The organism is Micromonospora sp. IBHARD003, assembly GCF_056106285.1.
This window is the reverse complement of sequence record NZ_JBWBBX010000001.1, coordinates 1,116,965-1,133,469: the sequence shown is the minus strand read 5'-3', so window position 1 is coordinate 1,133,469 and position 16,505 is coordinate 1,116,965. Positions and strand designations below refer to the sequence as shown.

Sequence of the window (16,505 nt, the reverse complement as noted above, 5' to 3'; positions counted from 1 at the left end):
CTTCATCGAACGGTCTGCGGGAATTCACACGAGGGCGCGTGACGCCGCGCGGCGGCGGTCCGCCTTACGGAAGCGTGAGATTGACACCGGAGCCCTTTGCGGCGGCAACAGGCACACACGCTGTGGTGTGTGCGCTCCTGGATCACGTACGCGAGGCCGTCGGCGAGGCGGGTGACCTTCCACTCGTCCAGGCATCGGTCAGCGCACTGCTGGCTGACCCGCTCAACCGACGGCTCGCGCGGATCATCCCCCGGCGGCGCATAGGCTGGCCTGATGCAGGAGCAGTACCGGACCGTCGCCCGAGAGGGCGTGCACGAGACCGAGATCAACCGATCCCGTTTCATCTGCGCCCTCGCGCCCGCCGCGACCGAGCAGGAGGCCCAGGACTTCATCGCACGTGTGCGCAAGGAGCACCCGACCGCGACCCACAACTGCTTCGCCTACGTCATCGGCGCCGAAGCCGGCGTCCAGAAGGCGAGCGACGACGGCGAGCCCGGCGGGACGGCAGGGGTGCCGATGCTCCAGATGCTGATGCGCCGCGAGGTGCGCTACGCCGTCGCCGTCGTCACGCGGTACTACGGCGGGGTGAAACTCGGTGCGGGCGGGCTCATCCGCGCCTACGGCGGCGCGGTCGGAGAGGCGCTCGACGCCATCGGCACCCTCACCCGGCGGCGTTTCAGACTGGTCACCGTCACGGTCGACCACCAGCGTGCGGGCAGGCTGGAGAACGACCTGCGGGCGACCGGTCGCCCGGTGCGGGACGTGCGTTACGGCGAACTGGTGACGATCGAGGTCGGAGTGCCTGACGCCGACGTCGACACCTTCCGGGCGTGGGTCGCGGACACGACGGCGGGGACGGCCGGGCTGGTCCTTGGCGGGGAGACCTACGCGGAGGCATGAAGCGGCCCCGGTACCGGCCGCACCGGTACCGGGGCCCGGTGAGCCCGCCGCACGGACCGCAGCCTGCGGGGCCCGTCCGACGGACCGGGACGCGGTGGGGACCGTCAGGCGGTGGACACCGCGCACTTGCCGCGCTCGGCCTTCATGGGCCCTTCGGCAGTGGGTCGGACGTCGAAGTCGAACATGGCCGTGGGCACGTACAGCGAGCAGCATGCGTTGGGGATGTCGACGATGCCGCTGATACGTCCCTCGATGGGCGAGGAGCCGAGCAGCAGATACGCCTGCTCTCCGCTGTAACCGAACTTCTTGAAGTACTCGACGGCGTTGAGGCAGGCACGGCGGTATGCCAGCGTCGCGTCCAGGTAGAAGTTCGTGTCGGTGTCGTGGTCCACGGAGATGCCGATGAAGGTCATGAACTCCGTGTACCTCGGCTCGACATTGCCCGGGATGAACACGGGGTTGGTGCTGATCCCGTACTTCTCCATGCCGCCCTTGATCAGGTCGACGTGGAAGTCGATGAATCCGCCCATCTCGATCGCGCCGCAGAAGGTGATCTCTCCGTCGCCCTGGCTGAAGTGCAGGTCGCCGCCGGAGAGCTTGGCGTCCTTGACGTGTACGGGATAGTAGACCCTCGATCCGCGGGTGAAGTTCTTGATGTCGTGGTTGCCTCCGTTCTCACGGGCGGGAACCGTACGCGCCCCCTCCGCGGCTATACGCTGGGCCACATCGCCCGTGGCCGTGCCGGCCAGGGCGTTGGTCGCGTCGGGCGGTACCGCGAGCGGCGGGACCCGGTTCGGGTCGGTGTCGATCAGCGCCTTCTCACGGGCGTTCCACCGGGCGAGCAGCTCGGCGGACGGAGCGGTGCCGAACAGTCCCGGGTGGGTGATGCCGGTGAAGCGGATGCCGGGAAGGTGGCGGGAGACCGCCTGCTGGCCGTGGAAGTCCCATATCGCCTTGTAGGCGTCCGGGAAGTAGTCGGTCAGGAAGCCGCCGCCGTTGGCCTTGGCGAAGATGCCGGTATAGCCCCAGCCCTGGCCTGCCGCGTCCCCGCTCTGCTGGGGAACGGGACCGAGGTCCAGGATGTCGACGACGAGGAGATCGCCGGGTTCGGCGCCTTCCACGCCTACCGGGCCGCTGAGCATGTGGGGGATGGTCAGGTCGATGTCGCGCACGTCGTTGGCGGAGTCGTTGTTGCCGACCTGGCAGTCAGTCCAGTCACGGCACTCCATCCGAAACTCCGCCCCGGGCCGCACCATGGCCACGGTGGGGACGTCCGGGTGCCACCTGTTGTGTCCGGGTACATCCTGATCGCGCATCGATTTGCTGTGATCTACGTGGAAGAGTATTTCGGGCATGACAGATCTCGTTTCTGCCGGTTACTACCGTTGCTGCCGGTCAGGATGACGTGGCCGTGCTCTCGGCCGAAGGGGCGGGTTGCACTGCCTGCCGCGACGCTCGCGTGAGTGGCCACAGCACGACGAAGACCACGGCGAAGACGGCCAGCGCTATGGCGATCTCCGTGGTGTGCTTCCAGTAGCCGGAGAGCAGCAGTCCCGCGGGAATCACGCCGGTCACCCAGCCCTCGATCGCGGTGACCCAGCCCACGTAGATCGTCAGGCTCGCCATCTTGAGGCCTAGCAGCAGGAAGAACAGGAACCACAAGTACGCCCAGTAGAGCCAGATGACTCCGAAGGGGTAGTCCTTGAAGAGATGGAAATTGACGAACGAATATCCCAGGGCCGCTATCGCCACAAAGAGCGAATAATAGCCAACGCCGGTCGAGTCGAGATCGGCGAGCAGACCGATACCCACATAGAGGTAGGTGAAGCCGAACAGATAGATGCCGGAAGCGGCAAGAATCTTGTTGGGGTCGCCATCGGCCGTGAAGATGAGATAGGTCGGCGTCAGCACCTGAAGCGCACCGACGAACAGGTTGAATATCGCGGCTGCCCGGGCATCGACCTTCCCGAGAAGCAGCAGCCCGTTCAAGAAGAGCACTGCACCGACGAAGAGCAGTCCCACGTTTCCCACGGGGACGCACCTCCTCAGTCCGCGCGGGGCGGAATCCCGTCGTGCCCGGATTTCCGGTGAGTCGTGTAATTACGGCCGGACGGCCGGGCCTGTGCTGTTCCGTCCACCGCAGCGGGCGCGACGCGGGCTCTCCGGCGCCGTTGCCCGTCCCAGACTTATCGCCCTGTCGACCACCGCCCTCAGGAGCGCGGCAGGCGCGAGAGTGCGGGATGCGGGGGCCTGGACACGGCTCCGGCGCGCGGTGGTACTTCGGAAACCACCGCGGGGGCCTCACGGGACTGCTCCTCACGGGCGTGCAGCATGGCGATCTCGTGCGGGGTCCTGGTGAAGCCCGGCGGGGAGTAGACACGTCTCGCGGTGCCGGCGCATTCAGGGCAACCGTATGCGGTGGGCGCCGTGCCGATCGCCAGCTTGACGTCGAAGGGCCCACAACGGCTGCAAAGATATTCATAGGTTGCCATCATTCGCCTCCGGGGTGCCGGCGCACGCTGGTCAACCAAAACGATGCCGACGCGTCACGATGAGTGTAGGTCGGATCACTTTTCCTCATTTCCAGGAGACGTCTCGAAGATTGTCCTGTCAAGTGCGATTGGTCTAGGCATCTATACTGTGTGTGTCACTCCCGATATTCTTGGGGACTGCACCTCCACAAGACGCTTGACCCATCGTTGGAGGATCGCCATGGCGAAGATTCTCTCGGTGCTCTATCCGGACCCCGGTGGCGGCTATCCGCCGACCTACGCCCGTGATGACATTCCCACCATCAGCAGCTATCCGGGGGGTCAGACCACACCCACGCCGGAGGCCGTCGACTTCACCCCGGGGCAGCTCCTCGGCTGTGTCTCGGGAGAGCTGGGACTCCGCCGGTTCCTCGAGGACCGGGGGCATACCTATGTGGTCACCAGTGACAAGGAGGGACCGGACTCCACGCTGGACCGCGAACTTCCCGACACCGACGTGGTGATCTCGCAGCCGTTCTGGCCCGCCTATCTGACCGCCGAGCGGTTCGAGCGCGCTCCCCAGCTGAAACTGGCGATCACCGCGGGAATCGGCTCGGACCACGTCGACCTGCCGAGCGCCATCGCCCACGGCGTGACGGTGGCCGAGGTGACCTTCAGCAACAGCATCAGCGTGTCGGAGCACGCCGTCATGCAGATCCTCATCCTCGTGCGCGACTTCGTGCCGGACCACGAGTGGGTCACCACCAAGCACGGCTGGAACATCGCCGACGCCGTCTCCCGCTCCTACGACCTGGAGGGGATGCACGTCGGCGTCCTCGGCTCCGGCCGCATCGGTCAGGCGGTGCTGCGCCGTCTGAAGCCCTTCGACGTCACCCTGCACTACAGCGACCCGCACCGGCTGCCCAAGGAGGTCGAGGAGGAGCTCGGGGTGACCTACCACCCCGATGCCCGGTCGCTGGCCGCCGCGGTCGACGTGCTCTCGATCCACGCACCGCTGCACCCGCAGACGAAGAACCTCTTCGACGAAGAGCTCATAGGGGTGATGAAACGCGGCTCGTACATCGTGAACACCGCACGTGCCCTCATCGTGAACCGGGACGCCGTGGTGCGGGCCCTCAGAAGCGGCCAGCTGGCGGGCTACGCCGGGGACGTCTGGTATCCGCAGCCCCCGCCGCCCGACCATCCCTGGCGCACGATGCCGCACGAGGCGATGACACCTCATGTGTCGGGATCGTCGCTCTCCGCACAGGCGCGCTACGCGGCCGGCGCCCGGGAGATCCTCGAGTCCTGGTTCGACAGGCGTCCCATCCGGCCCGAGTATCTGATCGTCGACGGCGGCGGTCTCGCCGGGACCGGGGCCCGCTCCTACACGGTGGCCGGGTAGCGGGGCGTACGCGTACCGCCGGACAACCGGCCCACCCGCCGCCCGGTCGCCGAGGACGACCGGGCGGCGGGTGTCCGGGTTTCGGGCGGGCCGGCCGACGCCGGGGCACGTGCCGGAGCAACGGGCGGTGGAATCAGGGCAATTGAGCGCGCCCTGTCAGGCTGTGAGGTGATTCACCAAGAATTTCCTGGACTAATGAAGTAAATGGCCTTAGCGTCCGTATTTGTATTGATTTCACAAATGTGCGTCACCGGCGCCGCGCATTTGCGGGGCCTGAAGAGGGCTCCGCAGCACAATCAAGGTGAACGCCGGGAAGGTGGATCAGTGAGCACGGACGCAGTGTGGGTCCGGGGCGTGAACGGCATTCAGATGCACCACGTGACCGACCTGCAGGACGCTGGCAGGTTCCTCGGCAACGCCGCCATGGCGCTGCGCGCCGCCCATGTACGGACCGGGGCCGATCGGTACTCGAACATCGCGACCGAGCTCAAGGCACTGGTCCAGCGGGTCCGGGAGCTCGAGGACGAGGCACGCTCGAACATGCACGAGCTGCACGCCGAGGACCCCGAGCGGTTCGCCCGCTGCCGGGACGGCCATGAGCCATGGCCCGGAGAGATCGCCGCCGGGTTCATTCCACGCCATACCTGCAGGGACGAATGTCTTTACCATGATGGCGGAGTATTGAACGCCATCATGCAGTGCATCTGCGGCCGGCCGCCCTGCCAGGCCTGTGAGATCGGTGGAAAGCCGTAAGTCACGCACGGAATTCACCGGTGTGATGCGCCACTGGGACCCGCGCCCATGAATTCCCTGCCGCAGCCGTAGCGCAAACCGAAGCCGGAACCGACCCCGTCGGTTCCGGCTTCGTCGTCTTTTCTCTGACCGCGGGATCTTCTGTGACCGCGGATCTTCTGTGACCGGGCCCCCGGCACAAGGGCGTCGGACAGGGGCGTCCACCATGCGTCCACGGCTCCTCCGCGCGGTCCGCGCCACCCGGTGAAATCCGAGGTCCGTGCGGGCCCGGGTGCCGAACAGCGCTAGCGTGGTCGGTGCTGATCGTGGGATCCCGTTACCGGCCGGACGCCGGCGCCGGGCGTGTAGCAACGGGGACAGAGGGGAAACATGCAGGTCGGAGCCGTCTGTTGAGGATTCTGCACACATCGGACTGGCATCTGGGACGGTCTTTCCACCGTGTGGGCCTGCTCGACGCACAGGCCGCCTTCCTCGACCACCTGATCGGGACGGTCCGCGAGCAGGACGTCGACGTGGTCCTGGTGGCAGGGGACGTGTACGACCGGGCGGTGCCGCCGCTGGCCGCCGTGGAACTCTTCGACGGCGTGCTGCACCGGCTGGCGGACGCCGGTGTGCCGACCCTCATGATCTCCGGCAACCATGACTCGGCACGGCGGCTCGGCGTCGGCGCGAGGCTGATGGAACGCGCCGGAATCCATCTGCGCACCACCCCCGCCGACTGCGGCACCCCCGCCCTGCTCGCCGACGCCCACGGCGACGTCGCCTTCTACGGTCTGCCCTATCTGGAGCCCGCCCTGGTGCGCGACGAACTGCGCGCGCCGGTTGCCGGACACGAGGCCGTGCTCGCCGCCGCGATGCGGCAGGTGCGCGCGGACCTCGCGCAGCGCGCCCCCGGCACCCGCTCCGTGGTGCTCGCGCACGCCTTCGTGGCCGGCGGACTGCCGAGCGACAGCGAGCGGGACATCACGGTCGGCGGGGTGGCCGCCGTCCCCGCCGGAGTCTTCGAGGGTGTCGACTACGTGGCCCTCGGCCATCTGCACGGCTGTCAGACCATCAACGAGCGCGTGCGGTACTCCGGTTCGCCGCTCGCCTACTCCTTCTCCGAGAGCGACCACCGCAAGACGATGTGGCTCGTCGACCTCGGACCGGCAGGGGAGATCACCGCGGAGCGGATCGGCTGTCCCGTACCGCGCCCGCTTGCACGGATCCGCGGACCGCTCGAACAGCTCCTGGAAGATCCCGCGCTGGCCCGTCACGAGCAGTCCTGGGTCGAGGCGACCCTCACCGACTCCGCACGGCCCGTCGACCCCATGGCACGGCTCGTCGAGCGCTTCCCGCACACACTCAGCCTGGTGTTCGCCCCCGAACGCACCGGCGACGGCACGCCCGGCAGCTACGCCCAGCGGCTGCGCGACCGCGACGACCAGCAGATCGCGGAGGACTTCGTGGCCCATGTACGGGGCGGAGCGGGGCCCGACGAACGGGAACGCGCCGTCCTGCGCGGAGCCTTCGAGGACGTACGCGTGCGGGCCGCGGAGCGCGAGGTGAGCCCGTGAGGCTTCACCGGCTGGCCGTCACCGCCTTCGGACCCTTCGCCACCCGCCAGGACATCGACTTCGACACGCTCTGCGCCGGAGGGCTGTTCCTGCTGCACGGGCCCACCGGCGCGGGCAAGACCTCCATACTCGACGCCGTCTGCTACGCGCTCTACGGAGCCGTGCCCGGCGCCCGGCAGAGCCCCGGCGCGTCACTGCGCAGCGATCACGCCCCGGCCGGGACGTACACCGAGGTGTGCCTCGAACTCACCGTGGCCGGACGGCGGCTGGAGGTCACCCGGCGCCCCGCGCAGTCCCGGCCCAAGAAGAAGGGCACCGGTCTCACCACCGAGAAGGCGCAGAGCTGGTTGCGGGAGTACGACCACGAGCGCGGTGAGTGGAAGGCGCTCAGCCGTTCCCACCAGGAGATCGGCGAGGAGATCACCCAGCTCGTCGGAATGAGCCGGGAACAGTTCTGCCAGGTGGTGCTGCTGCCGCAGGGCGACTTCGCACGGTTCCTGCGGGCCGACGCGGAGGCGCGCGGAAGACTGCTCGGACGCCTCTTCGACACCCGGCGCTTCGCCGCCGTCGAAGAGCGGCTCGCGGAACTGCGGCGCGGCGCGGAGCAGCAGGTACGCGAGGGCGACGAACGGCTGCTGGCCATCGCCCACCGGATGGCGCAGGCAGCCGGCGCCACGGGCCGCGAGTGGCCCGCACCCGACGGCCGTCCCGGAGACCCCGGACTCGCCGTCTCCGTACTCGAGTGGGCGGCCGTGGCCCGGTCCGGTGCACGCGAGTCCCTCGTCATCGCCGAGTGCGCGCTGTCCGCGGCGGAGGGCCGCCAGAGCGCGGCACGACGCGCCCTGGACGAGGCGCGTGAGCTCGCACGGCTGCAGGACCGGTACGCGCAGGCGCGACGGCGCCTCGCCGACCTGGAGGCCGACAGGCCCGAACGGGACCGGGTCGAGGCCCTCCTCGAGGGAGCTCGCAAGGCCGAACGCGTCGCACCCGCACTGCGGTTGCGCGACGAGGCGGAGCGGGAACACCGGGCGGCGCACCAGGCCTGGGAGCGGTTGAAGGGCTCCCTGCCCGGCCCGCTCGCCCAGGCGGGTGGCGAGCAGCTCGCCGCGCGCGAGCGGGAGCTGCGGCAGGAGCTCGGCGGTCTCGACGCGGCGCGCCGCGCCGAACTCCGCAGTGCCGAACTCGGTCGTGAACGCGCCGGACTCGACCGGCAGGCCCGCGCGGACGAGGAGCTCCTCCAGGACGCGAACACCTGGCTGGACGGCTGGGACGCCCTGCACCGCGACCTGCGGGACCGCATCGACGCCGCACAGGACGCGGCGACCCGCGCCGAACACCTCGCGGGCCGGCTCCACCCGGCACGCCGCCGTGTGGCAGCGGCCCGCGAACGTGACCGCCTCACCGAGCGGGCCGCCGGGCTCGAGGACGCCCTGCGTAGCGTCCGGGATCGGGCGAACGGCGCGCGGGAGTCCTGGCTGGACCTCAAGGAACGACGGCTGCGCGGCATCGCGGCGGAACTGGCGTCCGGGCTCGTCCCGGGTGCCCCCTGCACGGTCTGCGGCTCGCCGGACCACCCGGCACCGGCCGACACCACCGGCGAGGCCGTGGACCGCGCGCGCGAGGAAGCCGCGTACGACACCTACAGCAGCGCCGACGCGAAGCGCGCCGACACGGAACGCGAACTCGCCGTCGCCAGGGAGTCGCTGGCGGCCGCGCGCCGGGCGGCCCGTGAGCTGCTGCCGCCGCCCGGGACACCGGGGAAGGACGACGCGACCGGACGTCCGGGCCCGGTCGCCGGGCCGGACGTCTCCGGGCGGGGGCCGGCCGGGGCCGCGGGCGACGTGGTGGACGACCCGGCCGCACCGGACCCCGGCGTCCATGAACTCGCAGCCGCCGTCGCACAGCTCGAGCATGATCACCGCGAAGCGCATCTGCTCGCTGCCGGGATGCACGACGCACGGGAGGCACTGGACCGGGCCGAACGGGAGCATACGGACCGGCTCGGCGCACGCCGCGATGCGGAGCGCCGCGCCGATTCCCGCACATCCCGGCGCGAGGCGCTCGACCGCGAACAGACCGTGCTGGACGCCGAGGTGGCCCGTGCCACCGGCGGGGCGGGGAGTGTCGCCGAACAGGCGGCGCTGCTCGAACGGCGCATCACACTGATCGCCGCCGCGGCCGAGGCCGTACGGACCGCCGAGGACACGGCCCAGCGGCTGAAGGAAGCCGACGACCGGCTTGCGGACGCCGCGTTCCGGGCCGGGTACCGCACACCGGCCGAAGCCGCCGCCGCGCTGCTGAGCGACGACGGATACCGCGAGCTCCAGCACCGGCTCGACGCCTGGCAGCGCGAGGCGGCCGCGGTCGCCGACCGGCTCGCCGAAGCGGAAACCCGGGCTGCCGCGGAACACCCGCCCGCGGACCCGGACGCGGCCCAGACGGCCCACGCCGCCGCCGAACGCGCCCTGCGTGCCGCCGCTTCGGTGCTCGCCGCCGCCGGTGAACGCTGCACCGAGCTCGTCCGGCTGTCCCGCCAGGCCGCCGCCGAGGTGCGCCGCCTGGGACCGCTGCGCGACGAGTACGACCGCATCGCCCGCCTCGCAGGGCTCGCCGCGGGCACCTCCGCCGACAACGAGCGAAGGATGCGGCTGGAGTCGTACGTGCTCGCCGCGCGTCTCGAACAGGTCGCGGCGGCGGCCAGCGCCCGGCTGCAGCGGATGTCCTCCGGCCGCTACACCCTGGTCCATTCCGACGCCCGTACCGGAGGCAAACGCGCCGGTCTGGGCCTCCACGTGGTCGACGCGTGGACCGGCCGGGAGCGGGACACCGCCACGCTCTCCGGTGGTGAGACGTTCTTCGCCTCACTCGCCCTCGCCCTCGGACTCGCCGATGTGGTGACCGACGAGGCCGGCGGAGTGCGCCTGGACACCCTCTTCATCGACGAGGGCTTCGGCAGTCTCGACGACCAGACGCTCGACGAGGTCCTCGACGTCCTCGACTCGCTGCGCGAACGCGACCGCAGCGTCGGGATCGTCAGCCATGTCGCCGATCTGCGCCGCCGCGTCCCCATCCGGCTCGAGGTCGTCAAGGAACGGCACGGCTCCGGGGTTCGGCTGCGGACGGCTCCGCTGAGGGGCTGACGGGCCGCCGCGGCAGGGGCGAGGAGTAGACGACGTTCGTCGTCACCGATCCGAGCGTGCCGATCTTCCCGGTGATCTCCTCCAGATGCCGCATCGACCGGGCGGCGACCTTGAGCACGAAGCAGTCGTCCCCGGTCACATGGTGGGCCTCCAGGACCTCCGGCGTCGCCGCCAGCAGATCGTGGAACGGCTTGTAGTTCCCGTTCGGGTAGCGCAGGCGCACGAAGGCCAGGATCGGCAGCCCCACACTCTCGTGGTTCACCACGGCCGTGTACCCGGAGATCACTCCGGCCTCCTCCAGCCTGCGGACCCGCTCCGTGACGGCGCTCGGTGACATCGACACCGCCCTGGCCAGCTCGGCGAAACTGGCCCTGCCCCGGCTCTGGAGGGCACGCAGAATGCGCCAGTCGGTGGTGTCCGGTGAATATCCCGTCATGGGTGAGAGATTGCAGGGGATTCCCCGTCCGATCAAGGCGAGTGCCGGGGAATCCCCCTTCATCGTGGCAGGGAGGGGCCATAGATTCCTGGCCATGACGATGATCCTGCCGACGGCGAACCCCGTCCTGCGCGTCCCTCCGGCCTCCCCGACCGCGGCCGCCGCCCACTTCCGCGCCGGTCTGGCCTTCCACACCGATGTCTCCGACGTGGCCGCCGCGCTGGCGGCCGACGCGGACCCCGGATTCGTCCTGCTCGACTCCCGCTCGGCGGAGGCCTGGAACCAGGGCCATGTGCCCGGCGCCGTGCACCTTCCGACCGCGCTCATCACCGAGCGTGCCGAGCAGCTGCTCGACAGGGCCGTGCCCGTCGTGACCTATTGCTGGGGCCCGGGCTGCAACGGCGCCTCCCGCGCCGCTCTCGCACTCGCCGAACTCCGCTACCAGGTCAAGGAGATGCTCGGTGGCTTCGAGTACTGGGTACGGGAGGGCCTCGGCTACGAGTCCGGGTCGGGGCCGGCCCGCCGCGCCCCGGACACGCTGACCGCACCGGCGCAGGCCGAGGCCTGCGGCTGCTGAGTCCCCACGGGTGGTGCGCCGGCGAAGCCGTGAGCGGACCCCCCGTCCGGGACGTAGCGACGCGGACGCGGCCCCGCCGCGCTGCCTGCGTGCGGCGGGGCTTCCGTCATGCCGCGGCGCGCCCCCGGTGTCGGAATCCGGACAGCGGTGTCAGAGCCCGGACAGCTCTTCGACCAGGTCGTCGAGGCCCAGTGGGCCCTGGGACAGGGCGGCCATGTGCCAGGCCTTGGCGTCGAAGTCGTCACCGCGCGCGGCATGGGCGGCGCGGGCCTTCTCACGGCCCTGGAGCCAGGCGCGCTCACCGATCTTGTAGCCGATGGCCTGGGCCGGCAGGGAGAGATAGCGGGTCAGTTCGCTCTCCACGAACTCCGCCGGCCGCCCGCTGTGACGTCCGAAGAACTCCTGGGCCAGCGCAGGGGTCCAGCGCTCGCCCGGATGGAAGGGTGAGTCCGCCGGGATCGTGAGCTCCAGATGCATGCCGATGTCGACGATCACCCGGCAGGCCCGCATCATCTGCGCGTCCAGATACCCGAGGCGGCGCTCCGCGTCGGGCAGGAAGCCGAGTTCGTCCATCAGACGCTCCGCGTACAGCGCCCAGCCCTCGCAGTTGGCGCTGACCGAGCCCACGGTGGCCTGGTAGCGGGAGAGCCGGTCGGCGACGTGCGCCCACTGCGCGATCTGCAGATGGTGGCCGGGTACGCCCTCGTGATACCAGGTCGACACCAGGTCGTACACGGGAAAACGCGTCTCGCCCATGGTCGGCAGCCAGGTCCGGCCCGGTCGTGAGAAGTCCTCGGAAGGCCCGGTGTAGTACGGGGCCGCCGCGCTGCCCGCGGGAGCGATGTGCGATTCCACTGTCCGTACCCGCTCGGCCAGCTCGAAGTGCGTGCCGTCGAGGGCCTCGATCGCCTCGTCCATCAGCTGCTGCAGCCAGACCCGGACCTCTTCGACCCCCTCGATGTGGCTGCCGTGCTCATCGAGGTGGGCGAGGGCCTCCCAGGGGCCCGCGCCCGGGAGGATCTTGTCGGCCTCGGCCTTCATCTCGTCGAGCAGCCGGTGGTATTCGGACCAGCCGTATGCGTAGGCTTCGTCGAGATCGAGGTCGGTGCCCAGGAAGTAGCGGGTCCAGCGGGCGTATCGCTCACGGCCCACCGTGTCGGAAGCACCGGCGATCGCGGGGGCGTAGACATCGCGCATCCAGTCGTGGAGCCCGAGGAACGCCGCCGTGGCCGTCTCGGCCGCACTGTCGAGCTCGGCGCTCAGTTCGGCCGGGCCCGCCGCGACGAACTCCTGGAACCAGCTTCGGCCGCCCCGGTCCGCCGCCCCCGACCACTCCGCGAGCTGTCCGATGAAGGCCGCGGTGGCCCGCGGCCCGGCGGGCAGCCCGCGCTCGAGGCCCAGGGTGAGGGAGGCCCGGTATCCCCCGAGCGCGTCCGGTACGGCCCGCAGCCGTTCGGCGACCATGGCCCAGTCGGCCTTCGACTCGGTCGCCATCACGGTGAAGACCATGCGCACCGCGTGTGCGGGGGAGTGAAGGTTGCTGACCTCGCGCAGCCCCTCGCAGGCATCGTGCACCGCCAGTTCGGCCGTGAGCCGCTCCCTCAGCAGACGGGCGCAGCGCCGCTCCGCGTCCGCATCGGCGCCGGGCACATCCTCCGCCGCACCGAGCCGGGCCAGCGTCGTACGGGCGAGTGCGGCCACGGCCTCCCGGCCGGCCGGGGAGAAGTCGGGGAGGCGTCCGGCGCTCTCCGGGACTCCCAGGTAGGTTCCGGTGATCGGGTCCAGCTCGATGAGGGCGTCGACGTAGGCGTCTGCGATCCGGCGGGGCAGTACGCTGCTCGGTGTCTCTGGCATAGGGGCATCCTGATGCGAAGCAGGGGCCGGCGTCACCACCGTCCGATGCCGGTGGCCGACAAACGTCTGCTCTCAGGCCTCCGGAGCGGGCGGAAGGAGCGGCCCGCAGTCCCACTGCTGGAAGATCAGCCGTGTCTCCACGCGGGCGACCTCCGGCCGCGAGGTGAACTCGTCGAGCACCAGCCTCTGGAGATCGGCGGTGTCGGCGACGGCGACGTGCACCAGATAGTCGTCGGGACCGGTCAGGTGGAAGAGCGCACGTGACTCGGGCAGCGCCCGGATGCGGTCGACGAAGGGACCGATCAGCTCACGTCGGTGCGGACGTACCTGAACGGACAGCAGGGCTTCAAGCCCCCGCCCGAGTTTGGCCGGATCGATACGGAGCTGATGGCCGAGGATCACGCCGCTGCGGCGCAGCCGGGCGACCCGGTCCAGGCAGGTCGACGGTGCGACGCCCACCTCCGCGGCCACCTCCCGGTAGGTGGTCCGGGCGTCGTTCTGCAGAACACGCAGTATGTGGAGATCCACCGGGTCGAGGGCGACGGATTCGGCCATGGCCCGAACGTAACACGGAGCTATGACCCTACCGGCCGGTAGTTGTTCACAGTGCGGCCATGGACCCCGCCTCCTCGAACGTCCCCGTCCCCACCCGGGCGCTCGCCACCGAAGCCGTGCACGCCGGCCGCGAAGACCTCGTGTCGCTGGGCCTGCACGCCGCACCGATCGATCTGTCCACCACCTACCCCTCGCACGATGTTGCGGAGGAAGCCGCACGGATCGACGCTTTCGCGTCTACCGGCGCCCGGCTGGACGGGCCGCCCGTCTACGCCCGGCTCGACAACCCCACCACTGCCCGTTTCGAGACCGCGCTCGCCCGGCTCGAGGGAGCGGCCGACGCGGTGGCCTTCGCCAGCGGAATGGCGGCTCTGACCGCCGTACTGCTGGTCAGGGCCTCGATGGGGCTGCGCCATGTGGTCGCGGTCCGGCCGCTGTACGGCTGCAGCGACCATCTGCTGGACGGCGGACTGCTGGGCACCGAGGTGACCTGGACCGATCCCGCCGGTGCCGCCGCCGCGATCCGGCCGGACACCGGACTGGTCATGGTCGAGACCCCGGCGAACCCGACCCTCACCGAGACCGACATCAGGGGTCTCGCCCACGCCTGCGGTTCGGTGCCGCTGCTGGTCGACAACACCTTCGCCACCCCGGTGCTGCAGCGTCCCGTGGGGCAGGGCGCGCGGCTCGTGCTGCACAGTGCGACCAAGTACCTGGGCGGGCACGGCGATGTGATGGGCGGAGTCGTCGCCTGCGACGAGGAGTTCGCCGCCGCCTTGCGCCAGGTGCGGTTCGCCACCGGCGGGGTGCTGCATCCGATGGCCGGCTATCTGCTGCTGCGGGGCCTGTCCACGCTGCCGGTACGGGTGCGGGCGGCCTCGGTGACCGCGGCCGACCTGGCCAGGCGACTCGCCGCCGATCCGCGGGTCGCCCGGGTCCACTATCCCCGGGTGGGTGGCGCGATGGTCGCCTTCGAGGTGTACGGCGACCCGCGCGAGGTGATCGCCGGCGTCCGGCTGATCACGCCCGCGGTGAGCCTCGGCAGCGTCGACACCCTGATCCAGCACCCGGCCTCCATCAGCCACCGCATCGTGGCCGAGGGAGACCGGCGTGCCGCCGGGGTCAGCGACCGGCTGCTGCGTATGTCGGTCGGCCTCGAGGACGTCGAGGACCTCTGGGCGGACCTGTGCGAGGCGCTGAGCTCTACCTCCGCTCGGTCCGGCCGTGCGGACGCAGAGACAGATCACGCGGCGGGTCTTCCTGCGCCTCGTACGGAGGCCGGGACGGTGCCGGGGGCGCGCTCAGCCGGGCAGTGATCACCAGGGTGCCCTCCTCGATCTGGTAGTCGAGCGGGAGGCCGAGACCGCGCATGGCCGCGACCATGCCGGTGTTGGACGCCTGGGTCACGGCGTACACGCTCTCGCATCCCGCCTCGACGGCCATCGTGACCAGGCGGCCCAGCAGTTCGGAGCCGATGCCGCGGCGCTGCCAGTCGTCCTCGACGAGGAGGGCCACCTCGGTCTCGTCGCCGTCCCAGAGCAGATGGCCGAGGGCGACGAGCCGGCCGGACGCGCTCTCGACGGCCAGGGTACGGCCGTAGCGCGGGCTGAGCAGATGGTTGAGATAGCGGTCGGCGTCGCCGACCGGGCCGTGGTAGCGCAGGCTCAGGGTCCGTGCGGAGCAGCGGTCGTGCATCGCCCGGGCGGCCGGGACGTCGTCCCGGTCGGCTCTGCGCACCGTGATCTCGCCCCCCTCGGGCAGTGTCAGCACGTCCTGGCTGCGGGGGACGCGCGGGCCGAGCCGGGCGTCGAGTTCGACGAGCGCCCGGGCACGGGCGAACTCGGTGGGAGTGAACGGCAGATACGGCCGTTCCACCGTGATCGTCCCGCCGTTCGGGTCGCGCAGCCGCATCATGGTCTCGTCGAGCACCCCTTCGACGGGGGCGGGCTCGCCCGCGGGCCGGCCGCCGAGGGTGAGCGCGGGCAGCGAGCGGATGGTGCACCGGCCGAGCAGCTGGCGCAGGGCGAGCGGGAGTTCGGCGGCATCGAGGGCGGTGCGGGTGGCGAGGCCCAGCAGCCGGGTCGGTGTGTCCACCAGGTCGTGGGCGTCCGCGCGCTCGATCCAGGTCCCGCTGCCGCCCGCGGCCGACACCTCGCGGGTGATCTGCTGTGCCGGGAGTGCCGCGGGGGCGCGCAGCAGGAACTCGTCGACCGTTCCTTCGGTCAGCGGATGGGTCTGCAAGGTCAGGATGTCCACGCGGTGGCGGGCGAGCGCCGTGCACAGGGCGGCGAGACTGCCGGGCTGGTCCTTCACCGTCGTGCGCATGCGCCACAGTGCCGTCTCATGCGGACGTCCCGGCTCACCGGCGGCTGCGGTTCCGGCGGCCGGGTCGGTGCGTACGGTCCCGGAAGCCGTCGCTCCGGGACCGCCGGTATCGGTGGCGGGAGGTGCATGGCCGTGGCGGCGTGCCCACCATGTGTGGAACGTGGCCGTGGCGACGAGGGCGATGGCCGACACCACGAGCAGATACGGGCCGTCGGGGCCATGGGCGACGGTGTTCGCCACGGCGTCGGCAACCGCCACGGCGGTGAACAGGGCGGCCAGTTCGACGAGATCCCGCCGCCAGTGGTGGCGGCGATGGGTACGCTTCGCGGACGTCACATCAGTCATGCCCTCACTGTGACGGAGCCTTGTTGCCTGATCGCGAACGCTTTGTGACTGCCTGGTTAAGCCTGTTTTTGTCTTGTCTTCGGTTGTTTTGGCTCGCTTCTGCTCCGGCGTGTGCGCGGAGCTGACGTATCGCGTCCCGCGGTCGTCCCGTCTGAACCGCCGCCGGAGGAGCCGCCCCCGCCCGGGAG

General features: G+C 70.6%; 14 protein-coding genes. 7 read left to right on the top strand and 7 right to left on the bottom strand.

The genetic code is table 11. From position 1 onward, the window contains the following. Window positions 1–273: 273 nt before the first annotated feature. Entirely contained in the window at window positions 274–900 is a 627-nt protein-coding gene (locus ACTWOL_RS04890; RefSeq protein WP_474294686.1) for a YigZ family protein, read from the top strand. 104 nt (window positions 901–1,004) lie between these two features. Here ACTWOL_RS04890 and fmdA read toward each other — a convergent pair whose 3' ends face one another. From fmdA to ACTWOL_RS04875, 3 genes are all read right to left on the bottom strand, one after another. Continuing rightward, on the bottom strand, window positions 1,005–2,255 hold the full coding sequence (fmdA, locus tag ACTWOL_RS04885; RefSeq protein WP_474294684.1) for a formamidase: 1,251 nt from the start codon (window positions 2,253–2,255) through the stop codon (window positions 1,005–1,007). 40 nt (window positions 2,256–2,295) lie between these two features. Further along, complete coding sequence (locus ACTWOL_RS04880; RefSeq protein ID WP_474294682.1) at window positions 2,296–2,922, bottom strand: AmiS/UreI family transporter; 627 nt, start codon at window positions 2,920–2,922, stop codon at window positions 2,296–2,298. Window positions 2,923–3,110: 188 nt separating this feature from the next. After that, window positions 3,111–3,392, bottom strand: a complete 282-nt coding sequence (locus tag ACTWOL_RS04875) for an FmdB family zinc ribbon protein (RefSeq protein WP_474294681.1) — start codon at window positions 3,390–3,392, stop codon at window positions 3,111–3,113. A gap of 220 nt (window positions 3,393–3,612) precedes the next feature. On the opposite strand from ACTWOL_RS04875, the gene ACTWOL_RS04870 reads away from it, so the two are divergent. The 4 genes from ACTWOL_RS04870 (at window position 3,613) to ACTWOL_RS04855 (ending at window position 10,225) form a co-directional block, all read left to right on the top strand. Continuing rightward, window positions 3,613–4,776 carry an NAD-dependent formate dehydrogenase gene (locus tag ACTWOL_RS04870; protein ID WP_474294680.1) on the top strand — a complete coding sequence of 388 codons (1,164 nt, stop codon included), beginning with the start codon at window positions 3,613–3,615 and terminating at the stop codon, window positions 4,774–4,776. A 324-nt stretch (window positions 4,777–5,100) separates the two neighbouring features. Further along, a complete protein-coding gene (locus ACTWOL_RS04865; protein WP_474294678.1) occupies window positions 5,101–5,529 on the top strand; it encodes a hypothetical protein in 429 nt (142 codons plus the stop codon). 389 nt (window positions 5,530–5,918) lie between these two features. Beyond that, on the top strand, window positions 5,919–7,085 hold the full coding sequence (locus ACTWOL_RS04860; RefSeq protein ID WP_474294676.1) for an exonuclease SbcCD subunit D: 1,167 nt from the start codon (window positions 5,919–5,921) through the stop codon (window positions 7,083–7,085). Then, window positions 7,082–10,225 carry an AAA family ATPase gene (locus ACTWOL_RS04855; protein ID WP_474294674.1) on the top strand — a complete coding sequence of 1,048 codons (3,144 nt, stop codon included), beginning with the start codon at window positions 7,082–7,084 and terminating at the stop codon, window positions 10,223–10,225. The genes ACTWOL_RS04860 and ACTWOL_RS04855 overlap by 4 nt, the downstream gene beginning before the upstream one ends. On the opposite strand, the gene ACTWOL_RS04850 is transcribed toward ACTWOL_RS04855, so the two are convergent. After that, window positions 10,170–10,661 carry an Lrp/AsnC family transcriptional regulator gene (locus tag ACTWOL_RS04850; protein ID WP_474294672.1) on the bottom strand — a complete coding sequence of 164 codons (492 nt, stop codon included), beginning with the start codon at window positions 10,659–10,661 and terminating at the stop codon, window positions 10,170–10,172. The two genes, ACTWOL_RS04855 and ACTWOL_RS04850, sit on opposite strands and share 56 nt — an antisense overlap. A gap of 94 nt (window positions 10,662–10,755) precedes the next feature. Between ACTWOL_RS04850 and ACTWOL_RS04845 the strand changes: the two genes are divergently transcribed. Beyond that, on the top strand, window positions 10,756–11,238 hold the full coding sequence (locus tag ACTWOL_RS04845) for a rhodanese-like domain-containing protein (protein ID WP_474294671.1): 483 nt from the start codon (window positions 10,756–10,758) through the stop codon (window positions 11,236–11,238). A gap of 150 nt (window positions 11,239–11,388) precedes the next feature. Here ACTWOL_RS04845 and ACTWOL_RS04840 read toward each other — a convergent pair whose 3' ends face one another. Together ACTWOL_RS04840 and ACTWOL_RS04835 are read right to left on the bottom strand one after the other, a co-directional pair. Continuing rightward, complete coding sequence (locus ACTWOL_RS04840; protein WP_474294670.1) at window positions 11,389–13,092, bottom strand: DUF885 domain-containing protein; 1,704 nt, start codon at window positions 13,090–13,092, stop codon at window positions 11,389–11,391. 72 nt (window positions 13,093–13,164) lie between these two features. Further along, window positions 13,165–13,647 carry an Lrp/AsnC family transcriptional regulator gene (locus ACTWOL_RS04835; RefSeq protein ID WP_474294668.1) on the bottom strand — a complete coding sequence of 161 codons (483 nt, stop codon included), beginning with the start codon at window positions 13,645–13,647 and terminating at the stop codon, window positions 13,165–13,167. A 59-nt stretch (window positions 13,648–13,706) separates the two neighbouring features. Here ACTWOL_RS04835 and ACTWOL_RS04830 point away from each other — a divergent pair, with 59 nt between their 5' ends. After that, a complete protein-coding gene (locus ACTWOL_RS04830; RefSeq protein WP_474294667.1) occupies window positions 13,707–14,963 on the top strand; it encodes a trans-sulfuration enzyme family protein in 1,257 nt (418 codons plus the stop codon). Here the strand turns inward: ACTWOL_RS04830 and ACTWOL_RS04825 are convergent. After that, complete coding sequence (locus ACTWOL_RS04825) at window positions 14,851–16,317, bottom strand: GNAT family N-acetyltransferase (protein WP_474294665.1); 1,467 nt, start codon at window positions 16,315–16,317, stop codon at window positions 14,851–14,853. The genes ACTWOL_RS04830 and ACTWOL_RS04825 overlap by 113 nt on opposite strands. Window positions 16,318–16,505 lie beyond the last annotated feature (188 nt).

What these genes read in the sequence shown, in the direction of transcription:
- ACTWOL_RS04850 (WP_474294672.1), bottom strand. Translation starts at nt 10,661, where the DNA reads ATGACGGGATATTCACCGGACACCACCGACTGGCGCATTCTGCGTGCC.
- ACTWOL_RS04890 (WP_474294686.1), top strand. Translation starts at nt 274, where the DNA reads ATGCAGGAGCAGTACCGGACCGTCGCCCGAGAGGGCGTGCACGAGACC.
- ACTWOL_RS04835 (WP_474294668.1), bottom strand. Translation starts at nt 13,647, where the DNA reads ATGGCCGAATCCGTCGCCCTCGACCCGGTGGATCTCCACATACTGCGT.
- ACTWOL_RS04830 (WP_474294667.1), top strand. Translation starts at nt 13,707, where the DNA reads ATGGACCCCGCCTCCTCGAACGTCCCCGTCCCCACCCGGGCGCTCGCC.
- ACTWOL_RS04845 (WP_474294671.1), top strand. Translation starts at nt 10,756, where the DNA reads ATGACGATGATCCTGCCGACGGCGAACCCCGTCCTGCGCGTCCCTCCG.
- ACTWOL_RS04825 (WP_474294665.1), bottom strand. Translation starts at nt 16,317, where the DNA reads ATGACTGATGTGACGTCCGCGAAGCGTACCCATCGCCGCCACCACTGG.
- ACTWOL_RS04870 (WP_474294680.1), top strand. Translation starts at nt 3,613, where the DNA reads ATGGCGAAGATTCTCTCGGTGCTCTATCCGGACCCCGGTGGCGGCTAT.
- fmdA (WP_474294684.1), bottom strand. Translation starts at nt 2,255, where the DNA reads ATGCCCGAAATACTCTTCCACGTAGATCACAGCAAATCGATGCGCGAT.
- ACTWOL_RS04840 (WP_474294670.1), bottom strand. Translation starts at nt 13,092, where the DNA reads ATGCCAGAGACACCGAGCAGCGTACTGCCCCGCCGGATCGCAGACGCC.
- ACTWOL_RS04875 (WP_474294681.1), bottom strand. Translation starts at nt 3,392, where the DNA reads ATGGCAACCTATGAATATCTTTGCAGCCGTTGTGGGCCCTTCGACGTC.